The following is a 16,574-nucleotide window of genomic DNA, read 5'->3' on the forward strand; positions in this document are numbered from 1 at the left end:
GCGGCTTTTTTCATACCTGAAGCAAATCAGGCATATCCGATATCATTCAGGAACGGATTGTTGCGGCGCTCTTCACCAAACCGTCCACCCGGGCCATGACCGCACAGAAAACCAATGTCGTCGCCAAGCGGCAAAAGCTTTTCTTTGATCGAACGAATAAGTGCCGCATGATCGCCACCCGGCAAATCAGTACGTCCGACTGATCCATTAAACAAAACATCGCCAACAATCGCAAAATGCGCTTCTGCATTATAGAAGACAACATGACCCGGCGCATGCCCTGGACAATGCAATACGTCAAACACATGGCCTGCGACGGTAACCTGGTCACCTTCCTCCAGCCAGCGATCCGGGGTAATATTACGCACGCCCTCGGTCAGGCCGTATTTCAGGCCAGTCGTTACCAGATTATCGAGCAAGAACGCGTCGTCTTTATGCGGACCGATAACATCCACACCAAGCTCATCTCTCAACTCTGATGCGCCACCCGCGTGATCAATATGGCCATGCGTAATCCAGATCGCTTCGACTTTGACATCCTGCGATGCAATCGCTTCTTTGATGCGCTCAAGATCGCCGCCCGGATCAATCACGACGCCTTTTTTAGTATCACCGTCGAAAAGGATCGTGCAGTTCTGCTGAAATGGCGTCACCGGAACGATGATTGCCTGCAATTGTCCCATTAAAAACTCCATTCAGTCAGCATGTTCAAAAATTATCGTCGCTCATGAGATAATGCAGCACATCACGCTTTCAAAGGCATAAAATAAAACGGGCGGCCAAAGCCGCCCGTTTCCCCTCTCACAGGAAATCAATCGGTTGTTGTCCCCACAACCGCGTTATTCTTTTAAGCTTTGCTTGCCAGGGAGTTTTTGATCAGACCGACGATTGCTGTGAGAACGAGGCCGCCCACACCACCACCCGCAACCTGACCGATCACACCATTAAGAACAGAATCCAGTCCGCCGCCGGATAACATCGGCAGAAGCTGACCAAGAATGACACCACCAATACCACCGGCGACCGTATTGCCAGCAGTACCGAGGCTCAGGTTTTTAACAGCGCCGGCAATATTGCCACCGACCGCACCCGAAACAAGCTGAAGAATGATAGGCAGTAGAGATTCCATAACCGTCACCCCATCTGAGTTAAATGCCGGAATAACGCGAGTCCGACTGGCAAAATCTTGAACTGAAACGTGTTAATGTCAAACAATAAGCATCAAAATAATAAAAAAGCGGCTTTAAAAGCCGCTTTTCCTGTTTAAAACAATGTTACTCTGCCGCTATGCGCTTCGGTTGAACTTCATTTACATAGTCCTTCATAAGCAACTCTGTAATTTCTCCAGGCGTAAATTGATATTTGCTAATTTCAGAAACCGGCGTCACTTCCGCAGCCGTCCCACATAGGAAGCATTCGCTGAAATCTGCCAGTTCTTCTGGCATAATGACCCGCTCAACAACTTCGAGACCACGATGCTTGGCAAGATCAATGATCGTACGGCGCGTGATACCGTCGAGGAAGCAATCAGGCTTCGGCGTATGCAAAGCGCCGTCTTTCACGAAAAATACGTTAGCGCCAGTAGCTTCTGCCACCTGACCGCGCCAGTCGAGCATCAGTGCATCCGCATAGCCCTTGGCTTCGGCTGCATGCTTGGAAATGGTGCAGATCATATAAAGACCAGCAGCCTTGGAGCGCGAAGGTGCAGTGCGCGGATCCGGACGGCAATATTCTGCGATGTCGAGGCGAATGCCCTTCATCTTTTCTTCAGGCGAAAAATAGCTTGGCCACTGCCAGATCGCGATTGCCAGATGAATGCGATTTTTCTGTGCGGAAACGCCAAGCGATTCCGAACCGCGCCATGCAATCGGGCGCACATAAGCATCTTCAAAACCCTGCTTTTTCAGCAGTTCACGGCAGGCATTGTCGATTTCTTCAACGCTGTAAGGAATTTCAAAGCCAAGAATTCGGGCAGATTCATGCAGACGCTCGGTGTGCTCTGTCAGCTTGAAAATCTCGCCGCCATAAGCGCGCTCGCCTTCAAACACTGCACTCGCATAATGCAGACCATGGGTCAGCACATGCACCTTTGCATCCTTCCAGGCGACAAAATCGCCGTCCTGCCAGATAAATCCGTCGCGTTGATCGAATGGAATCGCAGCCATTTTAGCATCCTCAAAGTTGGGCTTTGTTTTCCTGTCAGCCCGTTTGGCCCGAATGGGCCTTTCCCTAGTCAAATTCAGTCAGTTAAATCGATTAACTGGCACGGAAGACGTGTTTTTCTTCAAATAAAATGGTATTTTACGACCAAATACACTGATTTCAACGCAATCAATTGTGCTGAAATCAGCCAGATAAAGCATGTAAAACAAAGATATTTCCGGTAATTACGGAAAATAACGCTCGCTATTATGCATTACCGTCCTTATTGGACAGTATGTCACAGCAAACTGCGTAATTATCTCTCCTCCAACATGCCCAAGCGCAAACTTTATTCCAAAATAACCAGCCTGCACTTACCAAAAATTATCTTGGCGATTGAGTTATGTCAACAATGCTGACATATTTATCGCAACAAGATGGAGCCTAGATGTGAATTCGACCAACGACGTGAACTATATCAGCGATCCTCTGACGTGTCGGGAGGCTGACGATCTCAACGTCATTGAACTGCTGTTCTTCTCTTATCGCGATTTCACTGCCGATCCGGACCTGATCCTTGAAAAGATCGGATTTGGCCGCGCCCATCACCGTGTGCTGTATTTTATCAATCGCAAGCCGGGCATGACGGTCGCAGAACTTCTGGATGTTCTGCGTATCACCAAACAAAGTCTGTCACGCGTTCTCAAGCAACTCATTGATACAGGCCATGTCGTTCAGGAAACAGGCCTCGATGATCGCCGTCATCGTAAACTTTATCCAACGAAAAGTGGCCGACAGCTTGCTCTCTCGATCACTCTGCCACAGTCGCGCCGTATCGCGCGGGCATTGGAGGGAAGTCAGCCTGACGACCGGAAAGTCATTGAGCGTTTTCTTTACAACATGGTCAATCCTGAACGGCGTGTTCAGATTGATGACTTTGCAGCAGCCGAAGCAGCTGTGGAAACGCTCACATAGACGCGCCACTTTCCTGTCGTTAAGATGTAGCATGTCAGCATATTCTGTCAGGAAAACCAAAACTGGTTCACCTGATACAAATTGCTTGGAATTATTGCCACGCCCGCACGATTAAGCGCGTAGCGAGACGTGGAACAGGATGGGATCTAACGACGCCATGGCTCTAGAAGAAAAGAACCTTTCAGACGACGCGCCTCATCTTCTTGTTGTCGATGATGACACCCGCATTCGTAGCCTTCTGTCACAATATCTGACGACAAGCGGCTTCCGTGTCACCATGGCAGCCAGCGCCGCTGAAGCGCGCCGTAAGCTCGAAGGCATCGATTTCGATCTGCTGATTCTTGATGTGATGATGCCGGGAGAAACCGGCGTCTCGCTGACCCGTTCGCTTCGCGAACAGAAAAGCGTGCCAATTCTGATGCTGACTGCGCTGTCTGAAACCGACAGCCGCATTGATGGTCTGTCCGCAGGTGCTGATGACTATCTGCCAAAGCCATTTGATCCGCGCGAATTGATCCTGCGTATAAATAATATTCTGCGACGCGGAGCAGCTCCGGCGCAACCAAAGATCGAGCAGATCGTTTTTGGTCCATATACTTTCTTCATACCACGTCGCGAATTGAAGAAGGGCAGCGAGACAATCAAGCTAACGGATCGTGAACAGGACATCATGGCGATTTTCGCCGAACGCGCTGGCGACACTATCCCGCGTCATGAACTGACGGGACAGGACGGCGATGTCGGCGAACGCACCATTGACGTTCAGATCAATCGTCTGCGTCGTAAGATCGAGCAGGACCCGGCCAATCCGGTCTGGCTGCAAACCGTTCGCGGCATCGGCTACAAGCTAAGTATTGAATAGAGCGGAGCATCGCAAATTTCAGAGCGTGACCGAAACCATAAACTAGCAGAAGCGTCTGGAGTATTCTGAGACGATGACGTCCCTCTGGAAATCTCTATCGCGCTGGTTTGCGCGCCGTATGCCCAAGGGGCTTTACGCGCGCTCGCTCATCATCATCATCGCACCAATGGTGTTGCTTCAGGCGATCATTGCCTATGTGTTCATGGAGCGTCATTGGCAGATGGTGACGGAGCGGCTTTCAACTGCCGTTGTGCGCGATATTTCTGCGATCATCGACACGCTGGAAACCTATCCGCAGGAACCCGGCTACGACAATCTCATCCGTATTTCGCAGCAGCGTCTGGGGCTTAATATCTCGATCCTGCCACCGGACCCGCTGCCACCGCCGGGGCCCAAGCCTTTCTTCGCCATTCTCGACTACTTCCTGAGCGAAGAAATCACCCGCCAGATCAACCGCCCGTTCTGGGTCGATACCGTTGGCGATTCCGATCTCATTGAAATCCGCATCAAGCTTGAAGACAAGGTGCTGCGCGTCTTTGCGCGCCGCAGTCAGGCTTATGCGTCGAATACTGGCATCTTCCTGACATGGATGATCGGCACAGCGCTTGTGTTGCTCATCATCGCGGTTGCCTTCCTGCGCAACCAGATCAAGCCAATCCAGCAGCTTTCACAAGCAGCAGAGAGCTTTGGTAAGGGACGCCCCATGCCCGAAGGCTTCCGCCCGCATGGCGCGGAAGAAGTTCGCCGCGCGGGTATCGCCTTCATTCAAATGCGCTCACGCATTGAACGGCAGATTGAACAACGTACCGCCATGCTGTCAGGCGTTAGTCATGATCTGCGAACCATTCTGACCCGCTTCAAGCTGCAATTGGCGCTGACGGGCAACGCCATTGATACCGAGCCGCTCAATCAGGACATTGCCGACATGCAAACCATGTTGGAAGGCTATCTGGCCTTTGCACGTGGTGAAGGATCGGAAGAAGCTTCTACTTATGATATGCGCCTGCTCTGCGATAAGCTGGCCAATGAAGCACGTTTGCGCGAGCGCGGTTTCCAATATTCGATCGAAGGCGACAGCGAAGTCAATGTCCGCCCCAATGCCTTCTCGCGCCTTGTCAGCAATCTCGTTTCCAACGCATTCCGCCATGCGCAAAATGTTGAGCTCGCTGTCACGCATGATGATGGCTGGCTGAAAATCGTGGTGGATGATGACGGCCCCGGCATCCCGGAAGACCGCCGCGAAGACGTGTTCAAACCCTTTGTACGCCTTGATGAAGCACGCACGCAGGATTCAGGCGGAACAGGCGGGCTTGGCCTCGCCATCGCACGCGACATTGCCAGAAGCCATGGCGGCGACATTGAATTGGAAAACGCTCCTAAGGGTGGCCTGAGAGCAATTATTCGCATTCCGGCTTAGGGGTCGAAAAGCTGATACTCAGTCCTAAACCTTGCTGATTGCCTGTCCAATCACATAGCCAAGCGCTGTGGCAGCCAGACAGGCAAAGAGTGAAACAGCAACGTTCATAAGCGCACGACCGGGCATTCCCAGTCGCAGCAGTTCAAAAGTCTGTACACTGAATGATGAAAATGTGGTGAAGCCGCCGCAAATGCCGACCATAAAGGCAATGCGCCAGATTTCGGGGACCTCTATCCGGCTTGATGCCATGGTCATCGCCCCAAATAAGGCAATTGCAAATGAACCGATAATGTTGACGACGATCGTGCCCCACGGCAAATCACGGCTGACCGGTGCGAACCATATGACAAACCAATAGCGTAAAACACTGCCAATTGCTCCACCGATGGCGACGGCAATCGTTCCTTGCATCTGTTCCATTCCTATCCATTGCTTGCGCGATCAATGGCACAGAACATGCGGCCTGCACAAATCACAGATAGAAGATCAGAAAAGCTTGACGCCGTCTTGAACTTTTTTATCGATTGCCGCGAGCACCACATCGCCATTTTCGTCTGGAAAACCGAGTGTCAGCACTTCTGACATGAAAGGGCCGATCTGGCGGGGAGGAAAATTGACCACAGCCATAATTTGCCGACCGATCAAATCTTCCGGCTGATAGTGCTTGGTAATTTGTGCAGACGACTTCTTAATACCGATCTTATCACCAAAATCGATTTTCAGTTTAAAAGCCGGCTTGCGCGCTTCGGGAAATGGCACCGCTTCAACGATTGTTCCGGTGCGAATATCGACCTGCTCGAAATCGGCCCAGGTAATCGTTTCAGTTGCACTCATATCCAATCTCCCCACTCAGAAAAATCCCGGCATTTGAGCCGGGATCAAAACTCATCATGCGCGTCCGACGGTTTCGAACAGAACGCTTTCCAGCGATTCACGCGCGCTTACACCCGACCAGACGACAAACTGAAACGCCTGAAAATAGGTTTCGCATGCTTCCAGAGCCGCAGAAAGCAACACTTCAACCTGACGGCTTGTCGGCTCTGCACCGCCCGCCAGCAGAAGCGACTGACGATACATTATCGCGCCTTCCTGCTGCCAGAGATCGAAATGGCCCATCAAAAGCTTTTCATTGATGAGCGACAGCAACCGCATCACTTCATTGACGCGAGGTTCTGCAACCTTGATGTCAAAGGCACAGGCCAGATGCAGTGCTTCAAAATCCTCCATCCAGGAGAACGAGATGTGGTAGTCAGTCCAGTTACCCGCTACCGAAATTGCAATTTCGTCGTCGCCAGTCCGCTCGAACGTCCAGTCGTTTGAATTCGCAACATGCTCAATCACATCCACCGGATGTGCTTCGCGTGCAAATTCAAGCTCAAGAAGGCTCATGTCCGTTTCCTGTTCTGCGAAGCGTTCGTAAAAACGCCTCCAAATTCCTGACGCGCAAGTAATTGCTCGCCCGCACCCCGACCCACACAAGATTAAGCGCAGAAAAAAGGCACGAATTGATCGGTCGAGGAATCGACATGCCTGAACAACATGCAACGCCTCAATGGTACACGCACATACGCAACTGATACTGGAAAGCAGCCTGAAGACGCGAAAACTAAAACTACAGCCCCTCGCCGCTGCCTACATGACCACATTACGAATCATGTAGTGTTTTCAGTCTATTGATGCTGAATCTGAACGCTAGCCCCTTTTGTCGAAAGAGGCATTAAAGCATGTGGAAATATGAGAAGGACGGGTCAGAACCCCTGCCTTAAGCGACTCTAAGACAAGGGTTTTTGGCACTTATGGCCTGTTAATAAAAAATTATGAATTATCTTTGGATTTCGCTGCTGCGGCAGAGGTTTTTGCCGTTTTCGCAGTCGAATCAACTTCAAATTTAGCAAGACGCGCTTCAAGTGCTTCAATTTTGACAAGCAAAGCGGCATTTTCGGCGCGTGCTTTGATCGCCATTTCACGTACTGCTTCGAAGTCTTCGCGCTGCACAACATCAAGCGTGTTCAGCACGCGTTCGCTCTGCGAGCGTAAAGCAGTCTCGACTTCGCGGCGCACACCTTGCGCAGCGCCTGCCGCATCCGTCACAAGCTTTGCGAGTTCATCGAGAACCCGGTTCGATCCGCTGGTCATAGCTTTATTCCCTATTTCGATACGGTCTTGTTGAAAACCTCAATTTGAAATAGGGCCGTCTCGGTTCTGATGCAAGTGAAGCTGTATAAACGTGATGACTTGACCACTCAGATATCGTCGCGCATGGTCCGCCGGAAAATGGAGTTATTGAATTATGGAGACTTTGCAGTCTGCCTCTGGCCTCGCCTTTCCGAATATCGATCCGATAATCTTTTCGATCGGTCCGTTTGCCGTGCACTGGTATGGGCTGGGCTATGTCGTCGGCATCATGTTCGCATGGTGGTATGGCAAAAAGCTGCTTCGTAACCATCGCCTCTGGGCCAACAACCAGCCGCCTATGCAGCCGATAGCGCTCGACGACTTTGTCATTTGGGCAGCGCTCGGCGTGGTGATCGGCGGACGCCTTGGCTATGTGCTTTTCTACAACCCCGCTTACTACTTCTCCAATCCGCTAGCCATTCCAGCTGTATGGGACGGCGGCATGTCGTTCCACGGCGGCATCTTAGGCACCACGATTGCAATGATCTGGTTTGCACGCTCACGCGGCATCAAAGTCTGGAGCATGTTCGATACCGTTGCGGCTGGCGTGCCTGTTGGCCTCGGTGTCGTGCGTGTGGCGAACTTCATCAACGACGAGCTCTGGGGCCGCGTCAGCGATGTGGCGTGGGCAGTGCGCTTCCCGAATGGTGGCGGTCTGCCACGTCATCCAAGCCAGCTCTATGAAGCGTTCCTTGAAGGCTTCGTTCTGTTCTTTGTCCTGTTCCTGCTTGTATGGGTCGGCAAGAAGCTGAAAGCGCCGGGCTTTATCGCGGGCACCTTTGTTCTGGGCTATGGCATCAGCCGCATCATTGTCGAGTTCTTCCGCGAACCCGATGCGCAGCTTGGTTATCTATTCGGCGGCTGGCTCACCATGGGCATGATCCTGTCGCTGCCAATGGTGCTCATTGGTCTTTGGGCAATGTGGCGCGCAAACAGGGCCGCAGCAAAACATGCCTGAGGCAACACTGAAAGACTGGTTGAAGCGATTGATCGGCACGACAGGGCCGATCAGCGTGGCCGACTATATGGCCGCTTGCCTTGGCGACCGGGAACAAGGCTATTACACAACGCGTGAACCCTTCGGGCGCGACGGCGATTTCATCACGGCCCCGGAAGTCAGCCAGATGTTTGGTGAACTCATCGGTATCTGGTGTATCGGCGTTTGGGATGTCCTCGGCCGTCCCGATAACGCTGTGCTCTGCGAAATTGGTCCCGGCCGCGGCACATTGATGAGCGACATGCTGCGTACGATTGGCAAGCTTGCGCCACAAATGGCTGCTTCCATCCGTATTGCTATGGTCGAAACCAGCCCGCGCCTGGTCGAAAAACAGAAAGAAAAGCTCGCGCCTCTCAATGCTTCCATCGAATGGTTCGAACGCTTCGCGGATATTCCAAACACGCCACTGATCCTCGTTTCCAACGAATTGTTCGACGCAATTCCTTTCAGGCAATTCGTGAAAACCAATGGCCGCTTTGTCGAACGGCTCATCGCCCTCAACGAACACGACGAATTTCAGTTCGTCAGCGGCGCCGCTGGCATTGATGCAGCCCTCCTGCCCGAAGGTCATCAAATAGCACCTGAAGGCACCATTTTTGAAGCAGCTCCCGCGCGCACCGCACTGATGCAGGAAATCGCGCAGCGCATTACTGCGACGCGTGGTGCAGCCCTATCCATCGATTACGGCCATCTGCAATCGGGCTTCGGCGACACACTGCAAGCCATACTGAAACATGCCTATGATGACGTGTTTGCCCATCCCGGAGAAGCAGACCTGACCAGCCACGTTGATTTCGACATGCTGGAAAAAACCGCGCACAATTGCGGCTGCAAAACTGCCACCATGACGCAAGGCGATTTTCTGCTCGCTATGGGGCTGATCGACCGTGCCGGTCGTTTGGGCGCAGGACGCGATGCTGCCTTTCAGAATAAAATTCGCGAAGATGTCGAGCGATTGGCGTCACCCGATCAGATGGGAACCCTGTTCAAAGTGTTGGCCATCAGCGATCCCGCAACAGCAATCTTCCCATTCGCAAGCTCCTCATTAAACCAACTGTCAAAAAGCTGCGATTGACAAGCCAACCAGCCTCCCCCACCATCCAGCCGTTTTGAAAAGAGAAAACCCATGACCGATAAGCCGCAACCGCTTCGCTCCCCTTTGCTGGATGGCCCTGCCGGAACAAACGGCAAGCGCATTGCGCATGGTTTTTTCACACGCAAGGGCGGCGTCTCAGACGGCATTTATGCGGGTCTGAATGTCGGCAGCGGCTCCAATGATGTGCCAGAACTGGTTACAGAGAATCGTCGCCGTGTAGCTGAGACACTGGGCGTTGCGCCCGATCACCTGATCACAGTTCATCAGGTCCACTCGCCTGATGTGGTTTACGTGACCGAACCATTAAGCACTCCACGCCCCAAGGCCGATGCCATGGTCACAAACATTCCGGGCATTGCAATTGGTGCATTGTCAGCAGATTGCGGCCCTGTTCTGTTTGCAGATCATCAAGCAGGCGTTATCGGTTCGGCCCATGCTGGCTGGCGCGGGGCTTTTACCGGCGTACTCGAAAACACCATTGAAGCGATGATTAAGCTTGGTGCGAAGCGAGAGAACATCATCGCCGTACTTGGACCGACGATCGGCCCTGATAATTACGAAGTCGGACCCGAATTCTACGCAGAATTCACCGGCAAAGATGCATCTTTTGCCACGTATTTTCAGCCTTCCGACAAGGAAGACCACAAGCTTTTCGATCTATGGGCCTTTATCACCGACCGTCTGGCTGCCGCAGGCGTTAAGGCTGATGCGCTGCGTGAGTGCACCTATGCCGATGAAGACCAGTTTTATTCCTACCGACGCACGACGCATCGCGGTGAGCCGGATTACGGTCGCCAGATTGCGGCCATCGCCATTATCAAAGATTAGGAGATCTGTATGGCCCTTCACTTCGAGCCGGAAGAATTTGCCGCACGTCGCGACCGCCTGATCCTGAAGATGGAGGAAGAAAAGCTGGATGCAGTCCTGCTGTTTGCACAGGAAAGCATGTACTGGCTCACAGGCTACGACACGTTCGGCTTCTGCTTTTTCCAATGTCTCGTGGTCAAGGCCGATGGGTCTACCGTTTTGATGACGCGCTCTGCCGATCTTCGTCAAGCACGCCATACATCAAACATCGAGAATATCGTGGTCTGGACGGATCGCGACAATGCCAACCCGGCAATCGATCTGCGCAATATTCTCACTGAGCTTGATCTGCTCGGCACACGCATCGGTATCGAATATCAAACGCATGGCCTGACGGGAGCCAATGCCCGCAAGCTCGACGAACAGTTGCAGAGCTTCGCCAAGCTTTATGACGCCTCTGGCATGGTGGACCGGTTGCGCCTCTTAAAAAGTCCGGCTGAAATCGCCCTCATCAAACGTGCAGCAGAACTGAGCGATGACGCACTGGATGCCGCCCTTAAGCTCACAAAAGGTGGCGCCAGCGAAGCTGACATTCTCGCAGCAATGATGAGCGCCAACTTTGCAGGCGATGGCGATTATCCTGCCAATGAATATATTATCGGTTCCGGTGCTGATGCGCTTTTGTGCCGTTATAAATCCGGTCGTCGCACACTTTCCGTCAATGATCAGCTGACGCTCGAATGGTCCGGCGTTTTCCGCCATTATCATGCGCCCATGATGCGCACCATCATTATTGGTGAGCCGAAACCAGAACACCATCAACTTTACAATGCAGCACGCGAAGCGCTGGAAGCTGTCGAACAGGCCATGACACCAGCTTCTACATTTGGCGATGTGTTTGACGCGCATTCCCGCATTATGGAAGCGCACGGTCTCACCCGCCATCGCCTGAACGCCTGTGGCTACTCGGTTGGTGCGCGCTTCACACCATCTTGGATGGACCCGCAAATGTTCTATTCCGGCAATCCCGAGAGTATTCAACCGGATATGACGCTGTTTGCCCATATGATCATCATGGATTCAGACACAGAAACCGCCATGACGCTGGGCCAGACATATCTCACAACAAACGGCGCAGCAGTGGCTCTGTCGCGTCATTCTCTAGAGATGATTGTCAAGTGAGCCGAGATGAGCCATAAACTTCATTCACAGTGCAGGAGTGGTTTGCGCTTTCTGGAGCATGAAGCTGAACATGAACAAGGCTCATATTTCAATATTACTGTTACTGACAGGACTTCTAACTGCGTGCAACAGCACGGAATCCGCATTGAATGTGCAGGGCTCCAATCAGCAAACCGCACAAACCACACCGACAACAACTGAACAACCAGCGGCGACGACGCCAGCACAAACAACTACACCGTCCACCCCTCCAGCACGCACAGCGTCTTTGAAGCCGGGCAAGCTTTACATTGCGCCCATCATCGGCGCGCCGGTGAATGTTGTGACACCGCTCACCCATCGCATCAATGACGATGCGCGCGCCAAAGGTGTTGAGCTTGCTGGCAATGGCGGAACCGATGCCGCCTATGTTATGAAGGGTTATTTCTCGGTTCTTTCCGAAAACAACCAGACCACAATTCTCTATGTCTGGGACGTTATGGATGCCTCTGGCAATCGTCTTCATCGCATTCAGGGGCAGGAAAAAGTGCCGGGGGCTGCGGCAGACTCATGGAGCGTTGTTCCTCCTTCTGCCATGCAATCTATTGCCGATAAGACCATGCAGGAATATTCGAGCTGGCTTGCGGCAAATCGCGCATGAAAAATCAGTTATGCGGCAAAAGACTGAAATCTTTTGCTGAATCATGGGCGCAGCCCTGTGGGAAAGAACTGTGACGGGCCTTTTTACTGCAATTGTGACCTCACAGGACTTGCAATGACAGTGACTCTTTGCAATAGGCCGCTCATTCGAGAAAACCTTGAAAACTGCGGCACTTGACACCCTGTGAAAAAGTACGCGGTTTTAAAGTTTTTAAAGAATGATCAAGCGAAGTCGAATTTGTCTTGGCATCACTTGAATTCAGAAATTACGTCCGTTTCACGGACTTTTTGCAACAGAACGTAACTGCTCCGGCTTCAGAGGCAAAAAGAATGAAACTATTCGCAGGCAACTCCAACCGGGTTCTTGCCGAATCCGTTGCTAAACATCTCGACATTCCGCTTGGCAAGGCGACTGTTCGCCGTTTCGCCGATCAGGAAATCTTCGTTGAGATTCAGGAAAACGTGCGCGGCGAAGACGTATTCGTTCTGCAATCGACCTCCTACCCGGCAAACGATAATCTGATGGAACTGCTGATCATGATCGACGCCTTCCGTCGTTCCTCAGCACGCCGCATCACAGCCGTTCTTCCTTACTTCGGCTATGCCCGTCAGGATCGTAAGCCCGGCCCACGCACGCCGATCTCGGCAAAGCTGGTTGCCAACCTCATCACCGAAGCCGGTGCAAACCGCGTTTTGACCCTTGATCTGCATGCGGGTCAGATTCAGGGCTTCTTCGATATTCCAACCGACAACCTCTATGCGGTTCCGGTTATCGCGCGCGATGTGAAGGCCAACTACCCGACCGGCAATTGCATGGTCGTTTCGCCAGACGTTGGCGGTGTGGTTCGCGCCCGTTCGCTGGCAAAGCGCATCGATGCGCAGCTCGCAATCGTTGATAAGCGTCGTGAGCGTCCGGGTGAATCGGAAGTCATGAACGTTATCGGTGACGTAACCGGCAAAGACTGCCTGCTGTTCGACGACATCGTTGATTCCGGCGGCACGCTCTGCAATGCAGCCGAAGCGCTGCTTTCCAAGGGCGCAAAAAGCGTTACCGCTTACATCACCCACGGCGTTCTGTCGGGTGGCGCGGTTGCTCGTATCGCTTCGTCGAAGCTGAAAGAGCTGGTGATCACCGACTCGATCCAGCCAACGACCGCGATCAACGACGCACCGAATATCCGCGTTCTGTCGATCTCCAGCCTGATTGGTGAAGCGATTGCGCGCACCGCGGCTGAAGAGTCAGTTTCAAGCTTGTTCGATTAATCTAATCAGAATGCCGAGACATGCCGCAAGCAGTAGCACCAGCGGCATGTTGAACTTCAAAACGATAAGCAATAATGCCGCCGCGCCTGCAATCAGGACGGCGGCATTGTCTATTGTGCTGACATCTGGCACCGGCAGGCTGAAAACGCCAATCTGATAATCGACCACTTTACCGAACAGCACATGCAATGAGAACCAGAGCGCCAGATTGGCGATAACCCCAACAACTGCAGCCGTGATCCCACCAAGCATGGCGGAGAGCCAGCGCAATTGGCGCAAGCGCTCAACAAACGACGCACCAGAGAGTATCCAGAGAAAGCACGGGACAAAGGTAAACCACAGCGCGATCAGCCCTCCGAACAAGCCTCCCACCAACGGCGGCAGTCCCGACAGATTGGCAGCGCCCACAAAGCCAACAAACACCAACACGAGCATCAGCGGCCCCGGTGTGGTTTCAGCCAGTCCCAGTCCGGTCAGCATCTCGCCGGGTTGCATCCATCCAAAATGATCCACCGCTTGCTGTGCGGTATAGGAAAGCGCTGCATAGGCACCACCGAATGTTACTGCTGCAAGCTTTGAGAAAAATGCGGCCTCCGCTGTGAACACATGCTGCCCGCCAAACACCAGATAAAGCGCGATAAGTGGCACAAGCCACAATCCACCCCATATCAGAGTTTGCAGCAGAAATTCACGAAATGCATTAGGCTCAGCGTGCATCACGCTGCTTCCCACGCCTCCACCTCGCAGCCAATGACGCGCGCCGCCCGCAAGTGCCGCCAGCACCACAACAATAGGAAAAGGCAATTTCAGAAAAGCAATAGCAACGAAAGCGGCAATCGTCACCGCATAGGAAAAACCGGAAACCAGTGTGCGCTTGGCCATCCGGTAAAGTGCTTCAAATACAATCGCCAGCACAGCAGCTTTGAGGCCGAACAAAAGTCCCGCAACAATATCAACATGGCCAAAGGCAACATAAAGCGCTGACAAGGCCAGCATAACCACAGCACCGGGCAGCACGAACAAAAGCCCAGCCAGCAATCCGCCGCGCCAGCCTTTGACAGCCCAGCCTGCATAGGTCGCAAGCTGCATGGCCTCCGGCCCCGGCAATAACATGCAGAAATTCAGCGCATGAATCAGTCGCTCCTGATCCACCCAGCGCTTCTCATCGACCAACACACGTTGCAGCATAGCAATCTGCGCAGCAGGCCCGCCGAACGACAACAGCCCGATTTTACCAAAGGTGGTAAATAACTCTCTGAAATCAGGCTGTAGCTCTGTTGTCATTGTTGCTCTCTGTATGGTCCTCCCAGCAGTTGCCGAGGATCATTACAGCTTCATGACAGTTTGCACAGAACCGCTTTATTCCGCAGCCGTCGCTTCATCGACCTGATCATCCGGCGCATTTGGATCGCCCGGTGCCGTCTCGCATTGGAGATCAGGAAAATTGACAATACGCAAGCCTTTGAAATCGTTGCGTACAACCAGCAATCCACGCTCTTCGAAATAGGTCAGCAATCGACGCGCACGGCTTAGCGAATGTGTCCCATAAGCGCGCGCCAGTGCTGCATCCGACGGGCAGACCGCGCCTGTCACCGCTGCCTGTGCGACAATCAGAAACACACCCTGAACATCATCAGTGAGGCTTTCAGACAGCGCCAGTGCCTTCTGCCATGTCTCACCGGTTGCCACATCGCTCTCGATACTGGCTTGCGCAACAGCAAGACGACGACGGAACGCAGGCAGAGCCAGTGGCTCACCCGGAACGCGGTGAATCCGGCAACGCACAAGAAAATCCTGATAAAGCACCGCAACTGAACGGAACGATGCTTCGGGATCGTCCACAATCTCACGCATCACCTTTTCAAGCAGGCTGTCGCGCTCGGCTTCCACAATGCCGGGGAACAAAGGCGCCTCAACAGGCTCAGCTTCCGGCTTTGGCTTTGCCACCTGTGCCAGAATTTCTGCCGTCGATGGTGCCGGAGGCGGTGGTGGTATGCGACGCACAACCGTACGGATTTCTTCCGGTGCGGGCGTGAAGATCAGGTCTCGCGCATCTTCCGGCGCATCTGGCAATGGCATGAGCTTTGGTGACGACGAACGCGCCGAGGTTTCAACCTTACCGATCTTGATCGGCAACGGGCGGCGCGACAAAGCAGGTCCAAGTGCAATGAAATGACCACGTTGCAGATCACGAAACTGCTCCGCCTGCTTGCGTTCCATCCCCAGAAGATCAGACGCGCGCGCCATATCAATATCAAGGAAAGTACGGCCCATCAGGAAGTTGGATGCCTCAGCAGCCACATTCTTGGCAAGCTTTGCGAGGCGCTGTGTAGCGATCACACCGGCAAGGCCTCGCTTACGACCACGACACATGAGGTTCGTCATAGCACCGAGCGAGAGTTTGCGCGCCTCGTCCGACACTTCACCGGCAGCGGCGGGCGCAAAAAGCTGCGCCTCATCAACCACCACCAGCATCGGATACCAGTAATCGCGCTCGGCATCGAAAAGGCCACCCAGGAAGGCTGCGGCGGCACGCATCTGCTGCTCGACGTCCAAACCTTCAAGATTGAGAACGACCGAAACACGATGCTGGCGAATGCGGCTTGCAATGCGGGTGAGTTCAGCTTCCGAACGCGCAGCATCAACCACCACATGACCGTGAAGATCAGCCAATGTTACGAAATCGCCTTCGGGATCGATAATGCATTGCTGCACCCATTGCGCGCTCTGCTCGAGCAAGCGGCGAAGCAGATGCGACTTGCCGGACCCTGAATTGCCCTGCACCAGAAGGCGGGTTGCGAGAAGCTCTTCAAGATCAAGCATGGCCTGTTTGCCACCACCAAGCGCCGCTGCCGAGGCAGAACCGCTTCCAGCAACAGAACCCATGTCGATACCGACCTGCATCTCGTTTCCTTTATTTTGTGAATCTTGCGACGACTCGGCAGGCAGAACCTACGATCGATCTGCCATGCGCTTAACATTTTTGACGCGGCCAATGCCACCCGTTAAGACAAAAGCC

At 53.1% G+C, this 16,574-nt stretch carries 18 protein-coding genes; 9 read left to right on the forward strand and 9 right to left on the reverse strand.

Annotated elements, in window-relative coordinates; genetic code table 11:
* Positions 1–26: 26 nt before the first annotated feature.
* From U2P60_RS17400 to U2P60_RS17410, 3 genes are all read right to left on the reverse strand, one after another.
* Positions 27–683, reverse strand: coding sequence for an MBL fold metallo-hydrolase (locus U2P60_RS17400; RefSeq protein WP_413573502.1), 657 nt, complete (start codon positions 681–683; stop codon positions 27–29).
* Positions 684–847: 164 nt separating this feature from the next.
* Positions 848–1,129, reverse strand: coding sequence for a hypothetical protein (locus U2P60_RS17405; RefSeq protein ID WP_250038786.1), 282 nt, complete (start codon positions 1,127–1,129; stop codon positions 848–850).
* Between the two features lie 145 nt (positions 1,130–1,274).
* Positions 1,275–2,165: a branched-chain amino acid aminotransferase gene (locus tag U2P60_RS17410; protein WP_413573503.1), complete on the reverse strand. Its 891-nt coding sequence runs from the start codon at positions 2,163–2,165 to the stop codon at positions 1,275–1,277.
* Between the two features lie 427 nt (positions 2,166–2,592).
* On the opposite strand from U2P60_RS17410, the gene U2P60_RS17415 reads away from it, so the two are divergent.
* The 3 genes from U2P60_RS17415 (at position 2,593) to U2P60_RS17425 (ending at position 5,396) form a co-directional block, all read left to right on the forward strand.
* The gene (locus tag U2P60_RS17415) at positions 2,593–3,117 is read left to right on the forward strand and encodes a MarR family winged helix-turn-helix transcriptional regulator (protein WP_250038784.1); all 525 of its coding nucleotides are present in this window, start codon (positions 2,593–2,595) and stop codon (positions 3,115–3,117) included.
* A 139-nt stretch (positions 3,118–3,256) separates the two neighbouring features.
* Entirely contained in the window at positions 3,257–3,979 is a 723-nt protein-coding gene (locus U2P60_RS17420; RefSeq protein WP_250038783.1) for a response regulator, read from the forward strand.
* 73 nt (positions 3,980–4,052) lie between these two features.
* Positions 4,053–5,396, forward strand: a complete 1,344-nt coding sequence (locus U2P60_RS17425; RefSeq protein ID WP_413573504.1) for an ATP-binding protein — start codon at positions 4,053–4,055, stop codon at positions 5,394–5,396.
* A gap of 24 nt (positions 5,397–5,420) precedes the next feature.
* On the opposite strand, the gene crcB is transcribed toward U2P60_RS17425, so the two are convergent.
* The 4 genes from crcB to U2P60_RS17445 all read right to left on the reverse strand — a co-directional run bounded on the left by crcB (position 5,421) and on the right by U2P60_RS17445 (position 7,532).
* Positions 5,421–5,816 carry a fluoride efflux transporter CrcB gene (crcB, locus tag U2P60_RS17430; protein ID WP_413573505.1) on the reverse strand — a complete coding sequence of 132 codons (396 nt, stop codon included), beginning with the start codon at positions 5,814–5,816 and terminating at the stop codon, positions 5,421–5,423.
* A gap of 66 nt (positions 5,817–5,882) precedes the next feature.
* Complete coding sequence (locus U2P60_RS17435; RefSeq protein WP_413573506.1) at positions 5,883–6,230, reverse strand: tRNA-binding protein; 348 nt, start codon at positions 6,228–6,230, stop codon at positions 5,883–5,885.
* 54 nt (positions 6,231–6,284) lie between these two features.
* A complete protein-coding gene (locus U2P60_RS17440) occupies positions 6,285–6,785 on the reverse strand; it encodes a YbjN domain-containing protein (RefSeq protein ID WP_313826856.1) in 501 nt (166 codons plus the stop codon).
* A gap of 426 nt (positions 6,786–7,211) precedes the next feature.
* Positions 7,212–7,532: an accessory factor UbiK family protein gene (locus tag U2P60_RS17445; protein ID WP_310009751.1), complete on the reverse strand. Its 321-nt coding sequence runs from the start codon at positions 7,530–7,532 to the stop codon at positions 7,212–7,214.
* 151 nt (positions 7,533–7,683) lie between these two features.
* On the opposite strand from U2P60_RS17445, the gene lgt reads away from it, so the two are divergent.
* The 6 genes from lgt (at position 7,684) to U2P60_RS17475 (ending at position 13,555) form a co-directional block, all read left to right on the forward strand.
* A complete protein-coding gene (gene lgt / locus U2P60_RS17450; RefSeq protein WP_413573853.1) occupies positions 7,684–8,529 on the forward strand; it encodes a prolipoprotein diacylglyceryl transferase in 846 nt (281 codons plus the stop codon).
* On the forward strand, positions 8,522–9,643 hold the full coding sequence (locus tag U2P60_RS17455; RefSeq protein ID WP_413573507.1) for a class I SAM-dependent methyltransferase: 1,122 nt from the start codon (positions 8,522–8,524) through the stop codon (positions 9,641–9,643). The genes lgt and U2P60_RS17455 overlap by 8 nt, the downstream gene beginning before the upstream one ends.
* Before the next feature lie 51 nt (positions 9,644–9,694).
* On the forward strand, positions 9,695–10,492 hold the full coding sequence (gene pgeF, locus U2P60_RS17460) for a peptidoglycan editing factor PgeF (RefSeq protein WP_413573508.1): 798 nt from the start codon (positions 9,695–9,697) through the stop codon (positions 10,490–10,492).
* Between the two features lie 9 nt (positions 10,493–10,501).
* Positions 10,502–11,653, forward strand: coding sequence for a M24 family metallopeptidase (locus U2P60_RS17465; RefSeq protein WP_413573509.1), 1,152 nt, complete (start codon positions 10,502–10,504; stop codon positions 11,651–11,653).
* 58 nt (positions 11,654–11,711) lie between these two features.
* Positions 11,712–12,293: a hypothetical protein gene (locus tag U2P60_RS17470; protein WP_413573510.1), complete on the forward strand. Its 582-nt coding sequence runs from the start codon at positions 11,712–11,714 to the stop codon at positions 12,291–12,293.
* A gap of 329 nt (positions 12,294–12,622) precedes the next feature.
* Entirely contained in the window at positions 12,623–13,555 is a 933-nt protein-coding gene (locus U2P60_RS17475) for a ribose-phosphate pyrophosphokinase (protein WP_250038773.1), read from the forward strand.
* On the opposite strand, the gene chrA is transcribed toward U2P60_RS17475, so the two are convergent.
* Both chrA and U2P60_RS17485 read right to left on the reverse strand, forming a co-directional pair.
* Entirely contained in the window at positions 13,538–14,839 is a 1,302-nt protein-coding gene (gene chrA, locus U2P60_RS17480; protein ID WP_413573511.1) for a chromate efflux transporter, read from the reverse strand. The two genes, U2P60_RS17475 and chrA, sit on opposite strands and share 18 nt — an antisense overlap.
* 75 nt (positions 14,840–14,914) lie before the next feature.
* Positions 14,915–16,459 carry a helicase HerA domain-containing protein gene (locus tag U2P60_RS17485; protein WP_413573512.1) on the reverse strand — a complete coding sequence of 515 codons (1,545 nt, stop codon included), beginning with the start codon at positions 16,457–16,459 and terminating at the stop codon, positions 14,915–14,917.
* Between the last annotated feature and the right edge of the window lie 115 nt (positions 16,460–16,574).

Origin of the sequence: Brucella sp. H1_1004 (assembly GCF_047308065.1) — a bacterium.
Classification (GTDB): domain Bacteria; phylum Pseudomonadota; class Alphaproteobacteria; order Rhizobiales; family Rhizobiaceae; genus Brucella; species Brucella pseudogrignonensis_B.

What these genes read in the sequence shown, in the direction of transcription:
- U2P60_RS17400 (WP_413573502.1), bottom strand. Translation starts at nt 683, where the DNA reads ATGGGACAATTGCAGGCAATCATCGTTCCGGTGACGCCATTTCAGCAG.
- U2P60_RS17405 (WP_250038786.1), bottom strand. Translation starts at nt 1,129, where the DNA reads ATGGAATCTCTACTGCCTATCATTCTTCAGCTTGTTTCGGGTGCGGTC.
- U2P60_RS17410 (WP_413573503.1), bottom strand. Translation starts at nt 2,165, where the DNA reads ATGGCTGCGATTCCATTCGATCAACGCGACGGATTTATCTGGCAGGAC.
- U2P60_RS17420 (WP_250038783.1), top strand. Translation starts at nt 3,257, where the DNA reads ATGGGATCTAACGACGCCATGGCTCTAGAAGAAAAGAACCTTTCAGAC.
- U2P60_RS17425 (WP_413573504.1), top strand. Translation starts at nt 4,053, where the DNA reads ATGACGTCCCTCTGGAAATCTCTATCGCGCTGGTTTGCGCGCCGTATG.
- crcB (WP_413573505.1), bottom strand. Translation starts at nt 5,816, where the DNA reads ATGGAACAGATGCAAGGAACGATTGCCGTCGCCATCGGTGGAGCAATT.
- U2P60_RS17435 (WP_413573506.1), bottom strand. Translation starts at nt 6,230, where the DNA reads ATGAGTGCAACTGAAACGATTACCTGGGCCGATTTCGAGCAGGTCGAT.
- U2P60_RS17440 (WP_313826856.1), bottom strand. Translation starts at nt 6,785, where the DNA reads ATGAGCCTTCTTGAGCTTGAATTTGCACGCGAAGCACATCCGGTGGAT.
- U2P60_RS17445 (WP_310009751.1), bottom strand. Translation starts at nt 7,532, where the DNA reads ATGACCAGCGGATCGAACCGGGTTCTCGATGAACTCGCAAAGCTTGTG.
- U2P60_RS17455 (WP_413573507.1), top strand. Translation starts at nt 8,522, where the DNA reads ATGCCTGAGGCAACACTGAAAGACTGGTTGAAGCGATTGATCGGCACG.
- pgeF (WP_413573508.1), top strand. Translation starts at nt 9,695, where the DNA reads ATGACCGATAAGCCGCAACCGCTTCGCTCCCCTTTGCTGGATGGCCCT.
- U2P60_RS17465 (WP_413573509.1), top strand. Translation starts at nt 10,502, where the DNA reads ATGGCCCTTCACTTCGAGCCGGAAGAATTTGCCGCACGTCGCGACCGC.
- U2P60_RS17470 (WP_413573510.1), top strand. Translation starts at nt 11,712, where the DNA reads ATGAAGCTGAACATGAACAAGGCTCATATTTCAATATTACTGTTACTG.
- U2P60_RS17475 (WP_250038773.1), top strand. Translation starts at nt 12,623, where the DNA reads ATGAAACTATTCGCAGGCAACTCCAACCGGGTTCTTGCCGAATCCGTT.
- chrA (WP_413573511.1), bottom strand. Translation starts at nt 14,839, where the DNA reads ATGACAACAGAGCTACAGCCTGATTTCAGAGAGTTATTTACCACCTTT.
- U2P60_RS17485 (WP_413573512.1), bottom strand. Translation starts at nt 16,459, where the DNA reads ATGCAGGTCGGTATCGACATGGGTTCTGTTGCTGGAAGCGGTTCTGCC.